Below are 16,940 nucleotides of genomic sequence, written 5' to 3'. Positions count from 1 at the left end.
CCAATGTTGAGGTGCTGACACTCCTGACCGGCCGGCCGGCGCCGGGTTGGATCGACGGTATGACGAACATGATCCACTCGCCTGAGCCGGTTCGGGCGCGACGTCGGTCATCGCGGCTGGCGCGGGGCGCGCTGATCGCGGTCACCGCCCTCAGCGCACTGGTCGCCGCTGCCGTCGCGCTCGCGCCGCCCTCGACCGCGGACCCCACGACGGGCAGCGGCGCCTCCGCCGTCGTCGTGACAGACAGCGGCCCGATCAGGGGCGTGGTCACCGGCAGGTATCGGTCTTTCCAGGGGATTCCGTACGCCGCGGCGCCGGTCGGCGAGCTGCGCTGGGCCTCACCGCAGCCTCCCACGCCGTGGACGGAGGTGCGCGACGCCACGAAGCCGGGCAACGCCTGCGCCCAGCCCGCCGGCATACCGATGGGCCGGCCGAGCACCGCAGAGGACTGCCTGTTCCTGAACGTGACCACACCGCGTGGCGGTGGCGCCCGGCTGCTGCCGGTGATGGTGTGGCTGCACGGCGGCAGCCTCACCTACGGAGCAGGCGACATCTACACCCCGACGGCTCTGGTGACCCGCGGCGATGTCGTCGTCGTGACCGTCAACTACCGGCTCGGCGCACTCGGTTTCCTCGCCCATCAGGCCTTCGACGCCGGCGCGGCCAGGTCGGGCAACTTCGGCCCGGAGGACCAGCAGGCCGCCCTTCGCTGGGTGCGCCACAACGCCGCGGCCTTCGGTGGCGACCCGCGCAACGTGACCCTGTTCGGGCAGTCCGCTGGCAGCTTCAGCAGCTGCGCGCACCTGGCCTCACCGGCGTCGGCGGGACTGTTCGACAAGGTGATCATGCAGAGCGGGCCGTGCACCGCAGGGTGGACCCCGGCCACCACGTCATCGCCGCGGCCTCGGGCGGTGGCGCAGCAGGAAGGGCTGGCTCTGGCAAGGTCGCTCGGCTGCTCAGACATAGCCGCCGCGGCGGCGTGCCTGCGGGCAAAGCCAGTCGACGAGCTGCTGACGGCGACGGCGCCGCTACCCGACCTCGGACCCGTGCTGGGCGGCCCGATCCTGCCGACCGACCCGGCCGAGGCGCTGGCCACGGGCCGGTTCCACCGGGTGCCCGTGATCCACGGCTACAACCGGGACGAGGAGCGGCTGCGCGTGTGGGGCCTGGAGGTGACCGGGGCGAACTGCGGCCCGGGGGTGCCGACCCTGCCCGACCGGCCGCAGGAGTGCCCACTGACCAACACGCAGTACCTCGACCAGCTCCGCCAGGAGTGGCACCGCAACGCGGGAAAGGTCACGGCCCGCTATCCGAGCAGCAGCTACGCGTCACCGAGCGAGGCTCTGGGCGCCGCGCTCACCGATGCCGTCTGGGTCCGATCCACCCTGGACACCGCTGCCGCGTTGGCCCGTCACACCCCTACGTACGTGTACGAGTTCGGCGACGGGCACGCGCCGTTCTTCGTCGGGGCGAACCCGCCCAGCTTTCCGCTCGGCGCCTTCCACACCGCGGAACTGCCGTACCTGTTCACCGTCGGCTACGCCCAGCCGCTGTCCGTCGCCCAGCAGGCGCTGGGCGAGCAGATGATCGCCTACTGGACGCGATTCGCGTACACCGGCGACCCGACGGCTCCGGGCGCACCGATCTGGGCTCGGTATGACGGGCGGCATGTGCTGTCCCTGAGCCCGGATGCCGTCGAGCCCATCGACGCCAAAGCCGCCCACCACTACGACTTCTGGCAGTCGCTGTACGGCTGAGGATCTGGAAGCGCGGGGTTGGCGCCGATCTCGCCGACCCCGCGCCACCCGCTCGACAGCACCGGGCCACGGCCGGGCGGCTCAGCACAGCAGCACCGGTCCGGCGTCGATCGGGATGCGGAACAGTGCGTACGGCTTGCGCCGCAGGTCCTGTCCGCGCTGGTACTTCGGCTGCCAGTGCAGCTGGTTGGCGGTCACGTACAGGTGGCGGTCCGTGGCCACGAACATCGTGTCGGGCCAGAGCAGCCGCGGGTCGTGCGCCACGGTCTCGAACTCGCCGTCCGGCCGCCGGCGCAGCACCTCTCACACGAGGTCAGGTAGCGCAGCCGGGCCGAGACAGACCTGGGCCGCGTGTAGGGTCCGTGCGCGGCCCCTCGCGTCGCACCGTGGCTCCACGAGGCGCCACGCTCGCCGTAGCACGCCTGATCATCGACGTCGCCCGCCAGCGGTTGCGCCAGGTCATTGCGCGCGACATCCATGGCGGTTGCCCTGCTGCCGCGTGGAGACCTGTCTCCCGTCGATCAATCGGGGCGACGACCGTGACCGGCTCGATCAGTAGAGCAGGTAGGGCCGGCGCTGCCGGTCGAAGGCGGCCAGCTCGTCGGCCCACGCGCCCACCACGTCGTCCACGTCAGCGCCCGCGTCGATCATCGTGCGTAGCCGGGGCGAGCCGGTGAGCTTGTCGATCCAGTACGGCCGTTGCGCGTCCCACGCGTCCTGCCGCCAGGCGAAGGCCGGATACTTCCGCGCCTCGACCAGCAGCGCCACCCCGGTGCGAATCGGGTCGTAGGCGGCCCGGTCCACGACCTTCACCTCAACGCCGGCGCAGAGCTTGTTGAGCAGCGCCGGCTTCTGGCCGGCCGCGGTCGGCGAGAAGTATGCCTCCCGGAACTCGACTCCGGGCAGGTCACGGGCGTTGAGGCGGTCACTCCAGTGGTAGTCGAAGTCGGTGGCGAGCCCGCCGATCAGTTCGAACGGCCGGCAGGTGCCGCGACCTTCGGTGATCGACGCGACGCCCTCGAAGAGGCAGGTGCCGGGGTAGACGAGCGCCGTGTCCGTGGTGGGCATGTTGGGGCTGGGCATGACCCAGGGCAGGTCGGTGTCGGCCGCCAGCATGTTCCGCTTCCAGTGCCGGCACTGCACCACGTGCAGGTCGACCTGCCGTCCCACCTCGGCGGGCAGGAACTCGGCGTTGAAGAAGCGTGCCAGTTCGCCGACGGTCATGCCGTGCTGCTGGACGATTTCCTTCAGCCCGACACCGGAGGTGTAGGTGGGGGTCATCATCGGGCCGTATGCCCGGCCGCCGATCGGGTTGGGCCGGTCGAGCACGACGTACCGCTTGCCGACGCGAGCCGCGGCGAGCATGGAGGTGTACATGGTCCAGATGTAGGTGTAGAAGCGCGCGCCGACATCCTGGATGTCGAACACCACGGTGTCCATCCCGGACTGGGTGAACATGGCCTCCCACTTGGCCTGCGAGGCGCCGTACGCGTCATAGACGGTGACACCGGTCCGCGCGTCGGTGCCGGTGCCCTCGCTGCCGCCTGCCTGGGCCGAGCCTCGGAAGCCGTGCTCCGGGCCGAACGCGGCGACCACGTGGACCTGACCTGAGGCGTGCATCAGGTCGACCAGGTGTCGGTAGGCGGAGTCGACGCCGGTCGGGTTGGAGATCACTCCCACCTGCTGCCCGCGCAGCTCCGCGAAGCCGGAGCGCACCAGCACGTCCAGGCCCGTCTCGATCCGGCGGATCCCCGGGTCGGCGCTGCCGGGTGCGCTGGCCAGGGTCCCGGCGAGGGCGCCACCGGCGACCGCCCCGGCTCCGGTGAGGAAGGTCCTGCGCTCCATAGGGTGCCTCCAAGCAGCTCAGTTCATCGAAACTTAGCTACAGCACCACGGTCAGTCAAGGAAGGATACCTACAATCCTGCGCCACCGTGGTGTAGCCGGATGTGCACCTGCTGCCAGCCGCAGCGGATCGACGACCTAACATGCCCGGCGATGATGTTCATGTTTCGCTCCCTGCGGCTACGCCGCGCCGCCCGCAGGCACTTCGGCTGGCAGAAGCTACGCCCGGCGCAGCTACGCGCGATGCGGGCGCTGCTGGCGGGCCGCGACGCGCTCGTCGTCCTGCCCACCGGCGGCGGAAAGTCGGCCATCTACCAGGTTCCGGCGGCGCTGCTGCGCGGTCCCACCGTGGTGATCTCACCGCTGCTAGCGCTGCAACAGGACCAGATCGGCAACCTCAACGAGCGCGACGATCCGGCGTTGCGCGCGGTTCGGATCAGCTCCGCGGAGAGCCCCGGCAAACAGGCCGCCGCCCTGGCGGAGCTGCGCTCGGGTGCCGCGACCTTCCTGTTCATCACGCCGGAGCAGCTCAGCTCGCCGGAGCGGCTGGCCGAGGTCCGCGCGCTGCGTCCGGCACTGGTGGCGGTGGACGAGGCCCACTGCATCTCGTCGTGGGGACACGACTTCCGCCCCGACTACCTGAGCATCGGCCATCTCATCCGCGAGCTGGGGCGACCGCCGGTGGTGGCGTTGACCGCCACCGCGTCGCCGCCGGTACGCGACGACATCACCGCGCGCCTCGGCATGCGCAAGCCGCGGCTTATTCTGGGCGGGCTGGACCGGCCGAACCTCTTCGTGGCCGCCACGCACTGCCCCAGCGAGGACTACCGCTGGCGCAGGCTTCTCGCCCTCCTCAAGGAGGCCGACCCGCCGGGCATCGTGTACGTGCCGACCCGGCGCGCCGCCGAGGAACTCGCCGAGCGGCTCTCCGACGCGGGTTTCCCCGCCGAGGCGTACCACGGGGGCATGGCGGCGGGAGTGCGTCACCGCCGCCACGAGGACTTCCTCGCCGACCGGGTGCCGATCATGGTCGCCACCTCGGCGTTCGGTATGGGCATCGACAAGCAGAACATCCGTTGGGTGGCACACGTGGCGCTGCCCGACTCACCCGACAGCTACCTGCAGGAGATCGGCCGGGCAGGGCGTGACGGCGAAGCAGCCCGGGCGCTGCTGCTCTACCGGCCTGAGGACGTCGCCCTGCAGCGCTTCTTCACCGGCGGCGCACCCGACCTGCACGAGCTACGAGCGGTCGCAGCAGCCCTGCACGGCGGCCCGATGACGCGCACCGCGCTGGCGACGGCAACCGGCTTGGGCGCCCGTAAGCTCGCCAGCCACCTCAGTCTGCTGGAGCAGGTCGGCGCGGTGGCTACCGGCCCCAGGGGACAGCTCACCGTCCCTCGGTACGCGCCTCTGCCCGATGAGGCGGCGCGGCAGGCGCTGGCCGAATACGCCCGCTATCAGGCCGGGCAGCGTTCCCGCACCGACATGATGCGCCGCTTCGCGGAGATTCCCGGCTGCCGGATGCAATCGCTGCTGGGCTACTTCGGGGAGCAGTTGAGCCTGCCCTGCGGGCACTGCGACAACTGTGCCGGCGGCACGTCAGAGGTGATCCCGGACGACGGCCCGTACCCGCTGCACAGCACGGTGCGGCACGCCAAGTGGGGGCCCGGCGTGGTGCTCGGGTACGAGAAGGACCGCATGACCGTGCTCTTCGACGATGTCGGCTACAAGACTCTGTCGGTGTCGGTCGTGCAGACCCAGGGACTGCTCGAGCTCGAGGTGAGCCGCCGCTGAGGTAGGAATCATCCATTGCCTGTTCGCCGCAGCGAACCGGCTTGACCGTTGGGTAGACCCGCCTCAGCGCGGCCTGACTGACGGCGCCAGAACCCGCGACGACCCCTCGCTCGGGTGATCAACACAGTGGCTACTGCCGCCGATGCCCAAACGGTCAGCCGCACCGGCTGAGCCATCAGGCTCTCCGGCGGAGGAGGCAGTATCACCATCTGCAGAGCGGCGCCGGCAGGAGTCAGTAGGGCGGCGAGCGTCCCGGCCGGACCGGGTCGCCGGATCAACGCGCCGGCAACCCCGAGCGCAGGGCCGAGCACCACGCTGCCCATCAGCCAGTACCGGGTCGCCATGCCCCACCAGGGGTCGCCATCGAACAGCACGTCCATGCCGTAGTAAGCGGTGGTGGCGAACGCCAACGTGAGGCCCCCGGCCACCGCCCCACGCAGCACCCCCGCGGTTGGTCGGGTGTGCCCGCTCACCAGCCAGCCCACCAGCACCGCCGTCGCGGCCCACGCCCATCCGGCGTCGAGAACGAGACTCGCGAACTCTGCGGTCTGGGACCAGCCACCACGCTGCGCGCGCGCAGTGCCGACTTCGCCGAGCCAGATCGGCACATGATTCACCACCGAGTCGGACGGCACCCAACGCCATCCCGACGACCGGTCCAGCCGCCACCCATCGCACGCGATCATGCCCCCGCACCATGGCAAGCATTGTGCGCGACGCCAGTCGATCAACCCGGCTGCCTGGTCGGCGGATTGGAGCCACACTGGGTCTGGGCCGGTGGCAGAGCCGGGTTATTGCAGCACTCAGAGTTGAACGCCGGGCACGCACGGGCGACTCGAAGGTGCGTGGGACCGCTGGCGTGCCATGTCCCACCGGGGGTTCAAATCCCCTCCGGTCCGCGTCGTCCTCCTCGGTCGCCAACCCGGCGTAGCGCCACCGTAAGTGGTCGACGAGACCGCTCGGTCTTCCCGGCGTGCGAGCGCTTGCCGCGGTGGTGCCCAGTTCAGGGCAACTACCGAGGACTATCGATGGCCAGTGGGGTGCCGGGGGTTAACAACTGTTCGCGATTGAGTGGTCTCTAGCTGTCTCTAGCGTCCTTCTGTGTGCTATGGTGATCGGGTGAACTTGAAGGAGTGGGCGGCGTCTCAGGGCATCGCGTACGTCACCGCGCGGCGGCAGTACGCGGCGGGGACGCTGCCCGTTCCTACTTACCGGCTGGGTCGACTGATCATGGTGGGCGAGCCGCTACCTGCTGCCTCGGCTGGCGTCGAGCGGGTGGTGGTGTACGCCGGGGTGTCGTCCGCCGACCGGCGCGCTGACCTTGACCGGCAGGTCGCTCGGGTTGTCACGTGGGCGACTGGGCGGAACCTGCCGGTGTCGCAGGTGGTGACCGAGGTTGGATCCGCACTGAGCGGGCACCGCAAAAAGTTCCTCGCCCTGCTGCGCGACGCGACGGTGACGACCATCGTGGTGGAGCACCGCGACAGGTTCGCCCGCTTCGGTGCCGAGTACGTCGAGGCGGCGCTGACCGCGCAGGGCCGCAAGCTGTTGGTGGTCGACCCGGCGGAGGTCGACGACGACCTGGTCCGGGACGTCACGCAGATGTTGACCTCGTTGTGCGCGCGTCTTTACGGCCGTCGGGCTGCTGCGGATCGGGCGCGCCGGGCGGTCGAGGCTGCCACCGCACAGGACCCGCCGTCGTGAAGGCGATACAGGCGTACCGGTTCGCTCTGGACCTGACGCCGTCTCAGCAGCGCGGTGCTGGCGCATGCGGGCGCGGCCAGGGTGGCGTACAACTGGGGCCTGGCCAGGGTGAAGGCGGTCATGGACCAGCGCGCCGCCGAACGCTCCTACGGCACGCCCGATGAACTGCTGACTCCGGCCCTCGGGTGGAATCTCGCCGCGTTGCGCAAGGCGTGGAACGCGGCCAAGTCGGATGTGGCGCCGTGGTGGGCTGAGTGCTCCAAGGAGGCGTACAACACCGGCCTGGACAACCTGGCGCGCGGCTTGAAGAACTGGTCCGAGGCCCGGGCAGGCAAGCGCGCCGGTCGGCGGGTGGGATTTCCGCGGTTCAAGTCCCGCCGTCGCGCCACTCCCAGCGTCCGGTTCACCACCGGCGCGATCCGGGTGGAGCCGGACCGCAAGCATGTGGTGCTGCCCCGGCTGGGCCGGTTGAAGCTGCACGAGTCGACCCGCAAGCTCGCCCGCCGTTTGGAGGCGGGCAGGGCTCGGATCCTGTCCGCGACGGTGCGCCGTGACGGCGGGCGGTGGCATGTCGCGTTCTGCGTCGAGGTCGAGCGGGCCGAGCGCATCCCGACGCGCCCGCAGGCGGTGGTCGGTGTCGATGTGGGGATCACCCACCTGGCGGTGCTGTCCACCGGCGAGATGGTGCCCAACCCCCGGCACCTGGACGAGGCGGCCCAGCGGATGCGGCGTCTGGCCCGGCAGATGTCCCGGCGCGTCGGGCCGGAGCGGCGCACCGGCCGGCGGCCCTCGAATCGGTGGGAACGCGCCCGCCAGCAGGTCGCTCGAGCGCATGCGCGGGTGGCGAACCTGCGCCGTGACGGCCTGCACAAGCTCACCACCCGCCTCGCCAGCAAGTACGGCACGATCGTGGTCGAAGACCTCAACGTGGCCGGCATGCTGCGCAACCGGCGGCTAGCCCGGCAGGTCGCGGACGCCGGCTTCGGTGAGATCCGCCGACAGGTGGCGTACAAGGCTGAACGCAACGGCGGCCGGCGGATCGTGGCCGACCGCTGGTATCCCTCCAGCAAAACCTGTTCGGACTGTGGCGCGGTGAAAGCCAAGCTGCCGCTGCGTGTCCGAACCTACCTCTGCGACTCGTGCGGCTTGGCCCTCGATCGGGACCTGAACGCCGCACGTAACCTCGCCGCGCTCGCGCGTGAGGCAACCACCGCCGGGAGTGGCCCGGTGGCAGGACGTGGAGCCGACCGTAAGACCCGCCCCGGCGGGCCGGTGGCCATGAAGCGTCAACCCGGCCCCGCTCAGGCGGACAAGACCGGGACCGTCCCACCACAAGGCGGGACATGCCGATCAGTCGCTAGAACGCACTGACAGGTAACGGAACACCCGATTGACGGCGATGCGAGCGAGCCAACCGAGAGCGGCGGTGAAGATCGGTGGCCACACGATCGGCCCGAAGGTGTAGGCGACCAGCACCACGAGTGGAATCCACACCCGGTGCACGGCTTGGTAGAGCAGCCCGGGCGCACGAAGGCCGGCGAGCCGCGCCAGGTCGGGCAGCGCGAAGAACGCCAGGGCAGCGGCTGTTGTCGCCAGCCCGTACTTGAGGCTCTCGAAGATTGCGAACGCGACGAGGAACACCGCGAGCGCCGACCATCCAACCCGTCTCGGTCCACTGCGGGCTCTGGGGAGGGACTGCGAAACCGGGCGGTGGGTTCCCTCAGTAGTCACCTGCGAAGCGTAGCTTCGGAACATTCACGGGCCCCTTACGCCGGCACCGTGGTCCGGAGGACCGTCCACTGGCCTGCGGATATCGGTAGCGTGGCGCCGGCCCAGTCGTCATGATCGGGTCCGTGCTTGCTGACCTGTGGCCCCAGTACGGCCTGGCCATCTACACGCCACGACTCGAACTCCGCCTGCCCCACGAGGAGGAACTCGCGGCACTCGCGCGGCTGGCAGCCAACGGCGTGCACCGGGCCGACGAGCGTCCGTTCCTGACCCCGTGGACCGACGGCAGTCCCGAGGATCGGGCGCGGTTCGTGCTGCAGGGACACTGGGACCAGCTCGCCGGGTGGAGCGTGGCAGCGTGGCGCCTCGGGCTCTCCGTCTTCCACGACGGGAACCCGCTCGGCGTGGTCACCCTTCGAGCGCGCGATTTCGTGGTTGTTCGGGAGGTCACGACCTCCTCGTGGCTGGGGATCGAACACCAGGGCAAGGGTTACGGAACCGAGGCCCGGGTCGGTCTGCTCACGCTGGCCTTCGATCACCTCGACGCACGTGCGGCGCTCACCGAGGTGTTCCAGGACAACCACGCCTCACAAAGAGTGTCCCGCAAGCTCGGCTACGAGGCCGACGGCATCTCGGTCGACGCCCGCGGCGGCGAGGCCGTCGTGTCGGACCGCCTACGGCTCACCAGGCAGACGTGGCTTCAGCAGGAGCGGCCCGATGTAAGAGTTGACGGCATGGCAGCTTGCCGCCCCATGTTCGGCCTCTGACGGCGTCCGCTCATCGCCGCCGCCCGCGTGCTCGACGTCGGTCGGCCGGACGAGGGCCTGGATTGTCGGACGACCTGCCGGACAAGCATCGCCGCGACCGGCCAGCGGCGGCCCGTGCGAGCCCGGATCGGGGAGCCGGTTGGGATCGTCGTCGTCGCGGCGGTGCTCGCGCTGTCGGCAATCTGACCGATTCCCGCCGATCGGCAATCGGATTCCTCGTCGGATGTCATCCCCCGGTGGTTGATGCCGTCCGTCCACTTGCCAGTCGGTACCACCTTCGATACACAATGGGCGGTGGGCTGAGCGCGCCGGGGCGACGACCAGAGTGATCCGCCGACACCGATGGAGGCATATCCATGGCGTTGACGCCGGCAGCTGGCAGCGGCTGCGGCGCGTCGTCAACCCCACCGCCACCAACCCAGTCCGAGCGGCCGGCCAATTCCGAGGTCGAGTGGGACAGCTTCGATTCCCACGCCTATCTTCGGCACAACTACTCGGCGCTGCGTGCCGATGACCGCGAAATTCTCTGCCGTACCAGAGATTTCTTTGCCAATGCGGAACTCTCCGACGTGCGCTGCGTGGATGTGGGGTCGGGGGCCAACCTCTACCCGGCGCTGTCGCTCCTGCCGTTCACGCGTGCCATGGACCTGTGTGAATGGTCGGCGTCGAACGTGGGCTGGCTGCGCACGCAGATCGACGGCTACGACGAGCTGTGGGATCCGTACTGGCAGGTCTGCGCGGAGCACCCGGCGTATTCCGCGCTGGCCGACCCGCGGGGCCGGCTGGCGCAGGTGGGCCGGGTACGGAAGACGAGCGTCTTCGACCTGCCGAGGCGCACCTGGGACGCGGGCACCATGTTCTTCGTGGCCTGCTCGATATCTGCCGACCGGGCGGAATTCCAGCATGCCGTGGGCCGGTTTCTCGGTGCCCTGCAGCCCGGCTCGCCGTTCGCCGTGGCGTTCATGCTCGGCTCCCGCGGCTACCACGTCGGCCAAGGCTGGTTCCCAGCCGTGGAACTGCAGCGCGTCGACGTGGTGGCGAGCATCGCCGCCGGCGCGTACGACCTGAGCGTCCACGAGGTGCCGCCCACGCCGCCGCTGCGGGACGGGTACCTGAGCATGCTGCTGGCCACGGGTCGTACCCGCGGCTGAAGCAGTGCTTCAGAGCTTCGGATGAGGTAGCGCGTGGGCCGCGGCGACCGTCACGCCGTCCCCAGCCAGCCGAGGGTCTTCATCGTGGAGATGTCGGTGGCCTTGAGGCCGGCGTCGGAGACGGTCCAGAGCACCCCGTCGACCATCAGTGATCGGCGGATCGGCATCAGATCCTCGGGGCGCCCCGTGCCCAGCGGGTGGTCGACCGTGCCGACCTCGGTGAACCCGCCGTCGCCGACCCGCAGCGCCAGCGCCACGTTGGTTGGCGGACCCGGCCTTCCGGCGGCATTCTGGCCGTTGGCCGTGCCAGGCCGCACGGCGCCTCCGTAGACGGTCAGTGGGACCACGACCAGGCGTTCGGGCGGCCAGTAGAGGAACGCGTGCGGGTCGAACTCCGCCTCGGAGTTCCCCTGCTTGACGTGGTACTGAGCGGTTCGGGTCGGCTTGGCCGGATCGGAGACGTCGAACAGCGACAGCTGGGTGCCCTGGACCCGGCCCTGGTCCGTCGCCTCCTGCCCGACGCCGAGGAGGCGCCCTTCGCCGGCCGGGTGCAGGTACGCCGAATATCCGTTGATCTTCAGTTCACCGCTCACCTTCGGCGCTGCCGGATCCCGCAGGTCGACGGTGTAGAGCGGGTCGGTCTGCCGGAAGGTGACGACGTACCCGGCGTCGCCGACGAACCTCACCGCGTGGATCCGCTCTCCCTTGCCCAGTCCGGTGACCTTGCCGACCTGGGTCAACGTCGTGCCGTCGGCGCGCAGGACGTACACGCTGGAGGTCGAGTCGGGCTTGTCGCCCCAGGTGCGGCCGCTGGTGGTGGCCACCCGCAGGTGCCCGTCCCACTCCGACATGGCGTACTGGTTGATCAGCCAGCCCGGCACGGTCGCGGCGGCGAGGTACCGTGGGGCGCCCTCGCCCGAGGTGTCGAACTGGTAGATCTCGGTGGTCTCGTCCTTCGGATCGGGGGCGGCGTTCCGCCTGGTCAGCATCGGCAGCACGCGCCAGCGCTGATCGTTGGCGACGTACAGCCGCTGCTCGTTGCTGTAGACGGTGTCGCCATCGGCCAGCACGGTGACCGGGTCGCCGGCGCCGAGCGTGGCCGCACCCAGGTCGAAGCTGAGCACGGTCACCAGCGACGTGCCGGAGTAGGTGGCCGGCCGGCTCACCCGGTCGCAGCCGACCCGCCCGGTGCTGGTCCGCCCGCCCGCGGTGATCTCGTACCGGGGCAGCCAGTCGTCGGCGGTGGCGCTGTCGATGATCTCCCGGTTGGCGGCGGTGCGCTGCGCGTCGGTGACCTTTTCGCGGTACGGGAAGGCCAGCCGAGGCGCGGAGCGGACCACGACACGAACCGTCGTGCCCACCTGGCGGGCGTCCACCAGGCTCCCGTCGATCCGGTATTCGCCGATGATCTTCGGCGCGCCGGAGAGGTCAACCATGATCAGCCGTGGGCCGACGAGGTCCTCCGACGTCGGGACGGGATGCCCGTCCGCCGGCGCTGTGCGGCCGCCCGCTGCGGCGGCGGGTTTCGCCGTCCAGGCCCACCCCTCGCGGAGCAGTACCAGCGCCCGGTCGCCCTGGAGCAGCAGGCTGTCCTCCGTGTCACCGAACCCGTCGGCGCCGGGCACCAGCTCCAGTTCGCCGGTCAGCCGGCGGGCGGCCGGATCGATCACGTACAGCTTGCCCCGGTTGACGGTGACGATCCGCTTGCCATCGGTCTTGACCAGGTCCGGCTCGTCGACACCGGCCTCGTGGGTGTTGGTGCCCGAGTAGCCGGGGGCGCCAGCCCCGGGCGCCGGGTTCGCCTGCTTCGCTGCGGCGGGCGCCCCGGCCCGTTCCGCACCGTCCGCGGCACGCAGGTCGCCGTTCGGGCCGAACCCCCAGGGCCCGACGTACGCCTTGGCAGCTGTCTTGAGCTGCCGCAGCGCCGCCGCGCAGGAGTCGAAGGCAACGAGCCGGAAACCGCCGGCCGGCACTGCCCGGTCACGTGGTGGCGCGGCGGCCGGTTCCGCCGTACAGCCGGCGGCCAGGGACAGGCTGACGACCAGGAGCACTCGCATGGCCCGGGCTTGAGCCATGCCTCGGAGGACGCCGGTGGTGGCGGTTCGATGGGGGACGTGGACGCTGCTACCCGTCATGCGGCCTATGACGTGGCCGCCCCGGGCCGGGTTCCTACCGAAACCGCCCGGGCGTGGAGGTTTACCCGATCGATGACGCCGGGAAGCGTCGATTCACCGTTGGGCCGCGCGGGGCTCGAGGTCGATCAGGGCGGCTCGGCGAGGGGCGGCCCGGCTGAGCTTGAGGGCCACGCGTCAGCCCGTGTCCTTCGGGGCGCCCGTCTGACCAACCCTGCCCCTCGACGTCCACGCCGACGGCCCGGCGTTCGGTCGGGCGGTTCGGGGCGGCGCCGGTGGGTCCGGCGCCGCCCCGAACCGAGGCGGGACTGTTTCCCCGTTTAGCGGGTGGCGAGGAACTCGTTGATGGCGATGGTGACCTGCTGGCCGGTGGTGTGGCTGCGCACGATCGACATCACGCGGTCGTGCAGGTCGGTGGTGCCGGACTGGTCGTAGGTGTCGGAGATGACCAGGTCGAGCCAGGGTCGTTTGATCGGTTCCGGTTTGCCTTGGACGGGTTTGGCGAAGAAGTCGGCGAGGGCGTCGGCGATGCGGCGTTTCGCTGTGGTGAGCTGCTGTGGCAGGTCGCCCTGCCGGTCGGTGGGTATCTGTTCCAGGGTCGTGGTGGTGTCGGTGAGGTCGGTGACTGCGGCGTCGAGTTGGGCGGGGGTGGTGAGTTCGGTTGCGGCGATGCGGTTGAGCAGGTCGCGGGCGTGGACGAGGTGTTTCACGACGGTCAGTCGTTGGTGCAGCGCGGTGACCTGGGTGGCGTCGGTGACCTTGGCGATGGCCGTTTCGGCGGTCGTGATCGTGTCCGCCGACGGGTTGGCCTCGGCGGCGGCGACCGCGTCCTGCGCCGCCTTCAGCAACTGGGCCGCGACCCCCGGGTCGTCGGCGAAGACCCGCCACTCCGTGATCGCCACCGCGGAGTAGGTGGTGCCGTTGCCGTTGGCCTGGACCGTGGCCCGTACCCGGGGCGTGGTGACAGGGTCGAAGGTGACGGTGTTGAACGCGGTGGTGCTGGTGCCGTAGGCGGAAGCGCCGGTCACGTCGCGCCAGGCGGAGGCCGCCGCGTCCCAGTACTGCAGCACCCACCCGTCGGGCTGGGCCACCCCGTCGCCGGTGCCGCGGTTGGAGTCCCGCCAGAACTTCAGCTCCGTGCCGACGAGCCGTACCGGGCGGGACCAGTCGTACTGGACCCACTGGGTGGCCGGGCGGGTGCCGGACCAGGTGCCCCAGATCTGCGCCTGGCTCGGGCTGGGCGGATCGGCGTTGTCGTTGAGCGCGGTGAGGCTGTTCCAGCCCGCGGTGTAGGAGGCGGACGGGGTCGCGATCGGTCCGATGTTGCCGGTGAGCGGCCCGTACAGGTCCGCGGGGATGGTGACTGTCTTGGCGGTCTCCAGGTTCCCGGCCAGGTCGATCGCGCGGAACGACACGGTGTGCTTGTTCGCGTCGGGTGCCGCGATCGCGTCGCTGTAGGTGGTCCACGCCCCGGTGTCGATGGCGTACTCGATGCGGGCGACTCCGGAGGTCGTGTCCCTCGCGGTCACCGTGATCTCTCGGGTGGTGCCGTCCACGGTGGCGGCGCTGACCGGTGCGGTCGCGTCGATGCGTACGGCGAGGCTCGCGGGTGCCGATGCGTTGCCCGCCCGGTCGGTCGCGGTCGCCGTGACGGTGTGCTGCCCGTCCCCGGAGACGTTGACGTCCACGTGCCGTACGTCGGTGGCGACCACCGGCTGGCCGGCGTTCACCCGCGACTCGATGGTCAGCCGGCCGCCGCGGTCGTCGACACCGGCGACGCGCACCCGCACGGCGGACCGGAACCAGCCGGCGGCGCCGGCGCTGCCGCTGGGCGTGAGGGTCACGGTCGGCGGGGTCACGTCGCCCTCGGTGTCGTCGGGCGAAATGACGTTGACCTGCGCGGCGACCCGGCCGCCGGCGTAGCCGAGCACGCTGCCCTGGATCGTGACCGTGCCCGGTTCGGCGACCTGCTCCGGCGTGAGCGGGTCCCAGAAGACCGGAATCTGCAGCGTTTCGCCGCCGAACGCCACGGGGAGGGTGTCGGGCAGCTCGACCTCACCCACTTCGACCGTCATCGACGGCGCGGTGACGGATGCCGGCTGCGCGGCGAGGATCTTCCACTCCTCGACCGCCACCGCCGAGTAGGTGCTGCCGTTGGTCGACGCGTCGAACAGCGCGCGGACCTGGGTGGTGGTCACCGGGTCGAACGTGGTGTTCTGGAAGCCCTGCGTGCCGGTCGGGTAACCGCTCGGGTTCGGCACGTCCGTCCATTGGCCGGTGGCGAGGTTCCAGTACTGGATGCGCCAGCGGGCAGGCGCGGCGACGCCGACGCCGGTGCCCTGCGGTTGGTCGTTCCAGAAGTCGATCTGCGAACCGGAGATCCGCATCGGCTGGTTCCACGTGTACTGCACCCACTGCTGGGGCGGGTTGTTACCGGTCCAGGTCCCCCACATGTCCGGGGGCAGGGGGTTCGACCGGACGATCTCGTCGTTGAGCGCCTTCACCCAGTACTGCGTGGGCACCGGCTCGTTGGAGACGGTCACCTTCGCCTCCTGGGCGATGTTCGCCCGGGGCGTGAGGTCGCGTCCCTTGACCGGAGTCGGCGTGACCGGCTTCATCCGCGGCGGGGTCTGGGTGTCGTCCCACTCGACCCGGTCGAGCGCCACGGAACGGCGGAAGTGCCCGCCGCCCACGGCGTCGGCGGTGTGGTATGCGATGTACCACTGGCCGTTGAACTCCAGGATGCCCGGGTGGCTGGTGGTCGATGACACCGGCGGGAGCACCGTGCCCCGGTAGGTCCACGGTCCGGTGGGCGACGACGCCGTCGCGTAGGCGATGCAGGCGTGGTAGTTCGCCGGCGTGCACGACGAGGTCGGGCCGGCGTTGTTCCCGGCGTACGCCAGGTAGTAGGTGCCGTTGCGCTTGAAGATCCAGGGTGCCTCGAAGTAGCCGGTCAGGCCGGTGATGGAGCGCTGGCTGCCGACCGGCGTCTTCATGTCCTGCTGGAACTCGAGCATCCGCAGCTGGCCGAACGTGCCCCAGTAGACGTACACCCGCTGGTTGGGGGCTTCGCCGTCGATGAGGATCGTCGGGTCGATGTTCTGGATGGTGTTCGTCGTGGGCACCCGCTGGGAGATCAGCGGTCCGCCCACGTAGTCGCTCCACGGCCCGGTCGGCGTGTCGGAGACGGCCAACCCGATGGCGAACTTGTCCGACGCCGTGCTGTTCCGCTCGGAGACCGGAACGTACCAGTAGTAGCGGCCGTCCACGCCCTGGATCATCTGGCCCGCGTACGCGCGTCCTGGCGTCGCCCAGGCGAAGACCGTCTCCGGGCGCATCAGCGACGGGTAGTGGGTCCACTGCCCCGACGCGACGTCGGTGGTCCGGAACGCGCCCCACTCGTTCATGATGAAGTCGTTGGTGGACGGTCCGGCCTGATCGCGGCCGGTGTAGATGTAGAGCTGGTCCCGGCCGCTGTCGTTGCCGGGGGCGCCCGCCGGCACGACGACGGGCGCCGGGTCGGCCGAGTAGTAGCTGCCGTCGCCGAGGATGGGATTGCGGGTGTTGGTGAAGGTGTACGAGTCGGCGGCGTAGGCGGGTGCGGCGATCCCGACCAGGCCGCCGGCGACGAGCCCGGCGACCGCCGCCGCGGCGGCCGCCCGACGGGACCGGCGTAACGGCCGGCGGGTTGGTGGCGCGGCACCGCGCCCCAGCGTGGTGTTCACGGTTCGGATCTCCTCACTGTTGATGTGGGGGAGCGGTGTCGGCGCCGATGGGGCGAGGGCCGGCGGCCCGACCGGTCGAATCGTGGCGTCAGGAGCGCACCCCACTCGCCGGTTCGTCGGCGGTCCGGATCGCAAAGGTTTTCGGAGGGGCCTGTCAGGTCGGCTCCTAGTCCACGATCAAGGAAGCCCGTTGCTGTTAGCGCTAACATTCGAGGCCGTGCCGATGGAGTTATGGATCTTCACATGGTCTCCCTGGAGCTGGTAAGTACCGGCGGGCCAGCGCGTCGACGTCGCGAGTAACGCGTGGGGACGCGGGTCGCGGTCGCTTCCTTGGCGCGG

General features: G+C 70.4%; 12 protein-coding genes and 1 pseudogene. 7 read left to right on the top strand and 6 right to left on the bottom strand.

Annotated elements, in window-relative coordinates; genetic code table 11:
* Positions 1 to 59: 59 nt before the first annotated feature.
* Complete coding sequence (locus tag ACFYM6_RS16355) at positions 60 to 1,757, top strand: carboxylesterase/lipase family protein (RefSeq protein ID WP_387276180.1); 1,698 nt, start codon at positions 60 to 62, stop codon at positions 1,755 to 1,757.
* Positions 1,758 to 1,838: 81 nt separating this feature from the next.
* Here the strand turns inward: ACFYM6_RS16355 and ACFYM6_RS16350 are convergent, their stop codons facing one another.
* Together ACFYM6_RS16350 and ACFYM6_RS16345 are read right to left on the bottom strand one after the other, a co-directional pair.
* Positions 1,839 to 2,057 carry a hypothetical protein gene (locus tag ACFYM6_RS16350; protein WP_387276178.1) on the bottom strand — a complete coding sequence of 73 codons (219 nt, stop codon included), beginning with the start codon at positions 2,055 to 2,057 and terminating at the stop codon, positions 1,839 to 1,841.
* Positions 2,058 to 2,309: 252 nt separating this feature from the next.
* On the bottom strand, positions 2,310 to 3,602 hold the full coding sequence (locus ACFYM6_RS16345; protein WP_387276176.1) for an exo-beta-N-acetylmuramidase NamZ domain-containing protein: 1,293 nt from the start codon (positions 3,600 to 3,602) through the stop codon (positions 2,310 to 2,312).
* Between the two features lie 151 nt (positions 3,603 to 3,753).
* On the opposite strand from ACFYM6_RS16345, the gene ACFYM6_RS16340 reads away from it, so the two are divergent.
* A complete protein-coding gene (locus tag ACFYM6_RS16340; protein ID WP_387276174.1) occupies positions 3,754 to 5,394 on the top strand; it encodes a RecQ family ATP-dependent DNA helicase in 1,641 nt (546 codons plus the stop codon).
* An 8-nt stretch (positions 5,395 to 5,402) separates the two neighbouring features.
* Here ACFYM6_RS16340 and ACFYM6_RS16335 read toward each other — a convergent pair whose 3' ends face one another.
* A complete protein-coding gene (locus ACFYM6_RS16335) occupies positions 5,403 to 6,080 on the bottom strand; it encodes a hypothetical protein (RefSeq protein WP_387276172.1) in 678 nt (225 codons plus the stop codon).
* An 85-nt stretch (positions 6,081 to 6,165) separates the two neighbouring features.
* On the opposite strand from ACFYM6_RS16335, the pseudogene ACFYM6_RS16330 reads away from it, so the two are divergent.
* From ACFYM6_RS16330 to tnpB, 3 genes and pseudogenes are all read left to right on the top strand, one after another.
* A pseudogene (locus ACFYM6_RS16330) lies at positions 6,166 to 6,293 on the top strand.
* A gap of 220 nt (positions 6,294 to 6,513) precedes the next feature.
* A complete protein-coding gene (locus ACFYM6_RS16325; protein ID WP_387276171.1) occupies positions 6,514 to 7,098 on the top strand; it encodes an IS607 family transposase in 585 nt (194 codons plus the stop codon).
* A 54-nt stretch (positions 7,099 to 7,152) separates the two neighbouring features.
* The gene (tnpB, locus tag ACFYM6_RS16320; RefSeq protein WP_387276170.1) at positions 7,153 to 8,469 is read left to right on the top strand and encodes an IS607 family element RNA-guided endonuclease TnpB; all 1,317 of its coding nucleotides are present in this window, start codon (positions 7,153 to 7,155) and stop codon (positions 8,467 to 8,469) included.
* Here tnpB and ACFYM6_RS16315 read toward each other — a convergent pair.
* A complete protein-coding gene (locus tag ACFYM6_RS16315) occupies positions 8,449 to 8,739 on the bottom strand; it encodes a hypothetical protein (protein WP_387276168.1) in 291 nt (96 codons plus the stop codon). The two genes, tnpB and ACFYM6_RS16315, sit on opposite strands and share 21 nt — an antisense overlap.
* Before the next feature lie 212 nt (positions 8,740 to 8,951).
* Between ACFYM6_RS16315 and ACFYM6_RS16310 the strand changes: the two genes are divergently transcribed.
* Together ACFYM6_RS16310 and ACFYM6_RS16305 are read left to right on the top strand one after the other, a co-directional pair.
* A complete protein-coding gene (locus ACFYM6_RS16310; protein ID WP_387276166.1) occupies positions 8,952 to 9,593 on the top strand; it encodes a GNAT family N-acetyltransferase in 642 nt (213 codons plus the stop codon).
* Positions 9,594 to 9,949: 356 nt separating this feature from the next.
* Positions 9,950 to 10,744 carry an SCO2525 family SAM-dependent methyltransferase gene (locus ACFYM6_RS16305; RefSeq protein WP_387276164.1) on the top strand — a complete coding sequence of 265 codons (795 nt, stop codon included), beginning with the start codon at positions 9,950 to 9,952 and terminating at the stop codon, positions 10,742 to 10,744.
* 50 nt (positions 10,745 to 10,794) lie between these two features.
* On the opposite strand, the gene ACFYM6_RS16300 is transcribed toward ACFYM6_RS16305, so the two are convergent.
* Entirely contained in the window at positions 10,795 to 12,801 is a 2,007-nt protein-coding gene (locus tag ACFYM6_RS16300) for a beta-propeller domain-containing protein (protein WP_387276162.1), read from the bottom strand.
* Positions 12,802 to 13,196: 395 nt separating this feature from the next.
* Positions 13,197 to 16,601, bottom strand: coding sequence for a family 43 glycosylhydrolase (locus ACFYM6_RS16295; RefSeq protein ID WP_387276160.1), 3,405 nt, complete (start codon positions 16,599 to 16,601; stop codon positions 13,197 to 13,199).
* Positions 16,602 to 16,940: the final 339 nt, after the last annotated feature.

The organism is Micromonospora sp. NPDC006431 (assembly GCF_042870725.1).
Lineage (GTDB): Bacteria > Actinomycetota > Actinomycetes > Mycobacteriales > Micromonosporaceae > Micromonospora.
This window is presented reverse-complemented; position numbering and strand designations above follow the sequence as displayed.

Coding starts and splice junctions, on each gene's coding strand:
- ACFYM6_RS16335 (WP_387276172.1), bottom strand. CDS start 6,080: ATGATCGCGTGCGATGGGTGGCGGCTGGACCGGTCGTCGGGATGGCGT.
- ACFYM6_RS16300 (WP_387276162.1), bottom strand. CDS start 12,801: ATGCGAGTGCTCCTGGTCGTCAGCCTGTCCCTGGCCGCCGGCTGTACG.
- ACFYM6_RS16305 (WP_387276164.1), top strand. CDS start 9,950: ATGGCGTTGACGCCGGCAGCTGGCAGCGGCTGCGGCGCGTCGTCAACC.
- ACFYM6_RS16340 (WP_387276174.1), top strand. CDS start 3,754: ATGATGTTCATGTTTCGCTCCCTGCGGCTACGCCGCGCCGCCCGCAGG.
- ACFYM6_RS16355 (WP_387276180.1), top strand. CDS start 60: ATGACGAACATGATCCACTCGCCTGAGCCGGTTCGGGCGCGACGTCGG.
- ACFYM6_RS16345 (WP_387276176.1), bottom strand. CDS start 3,602: ATGGAGCGCAGGACCTTCCTCACCGGAGCCGGGGCGGTCGCCGGTGGC.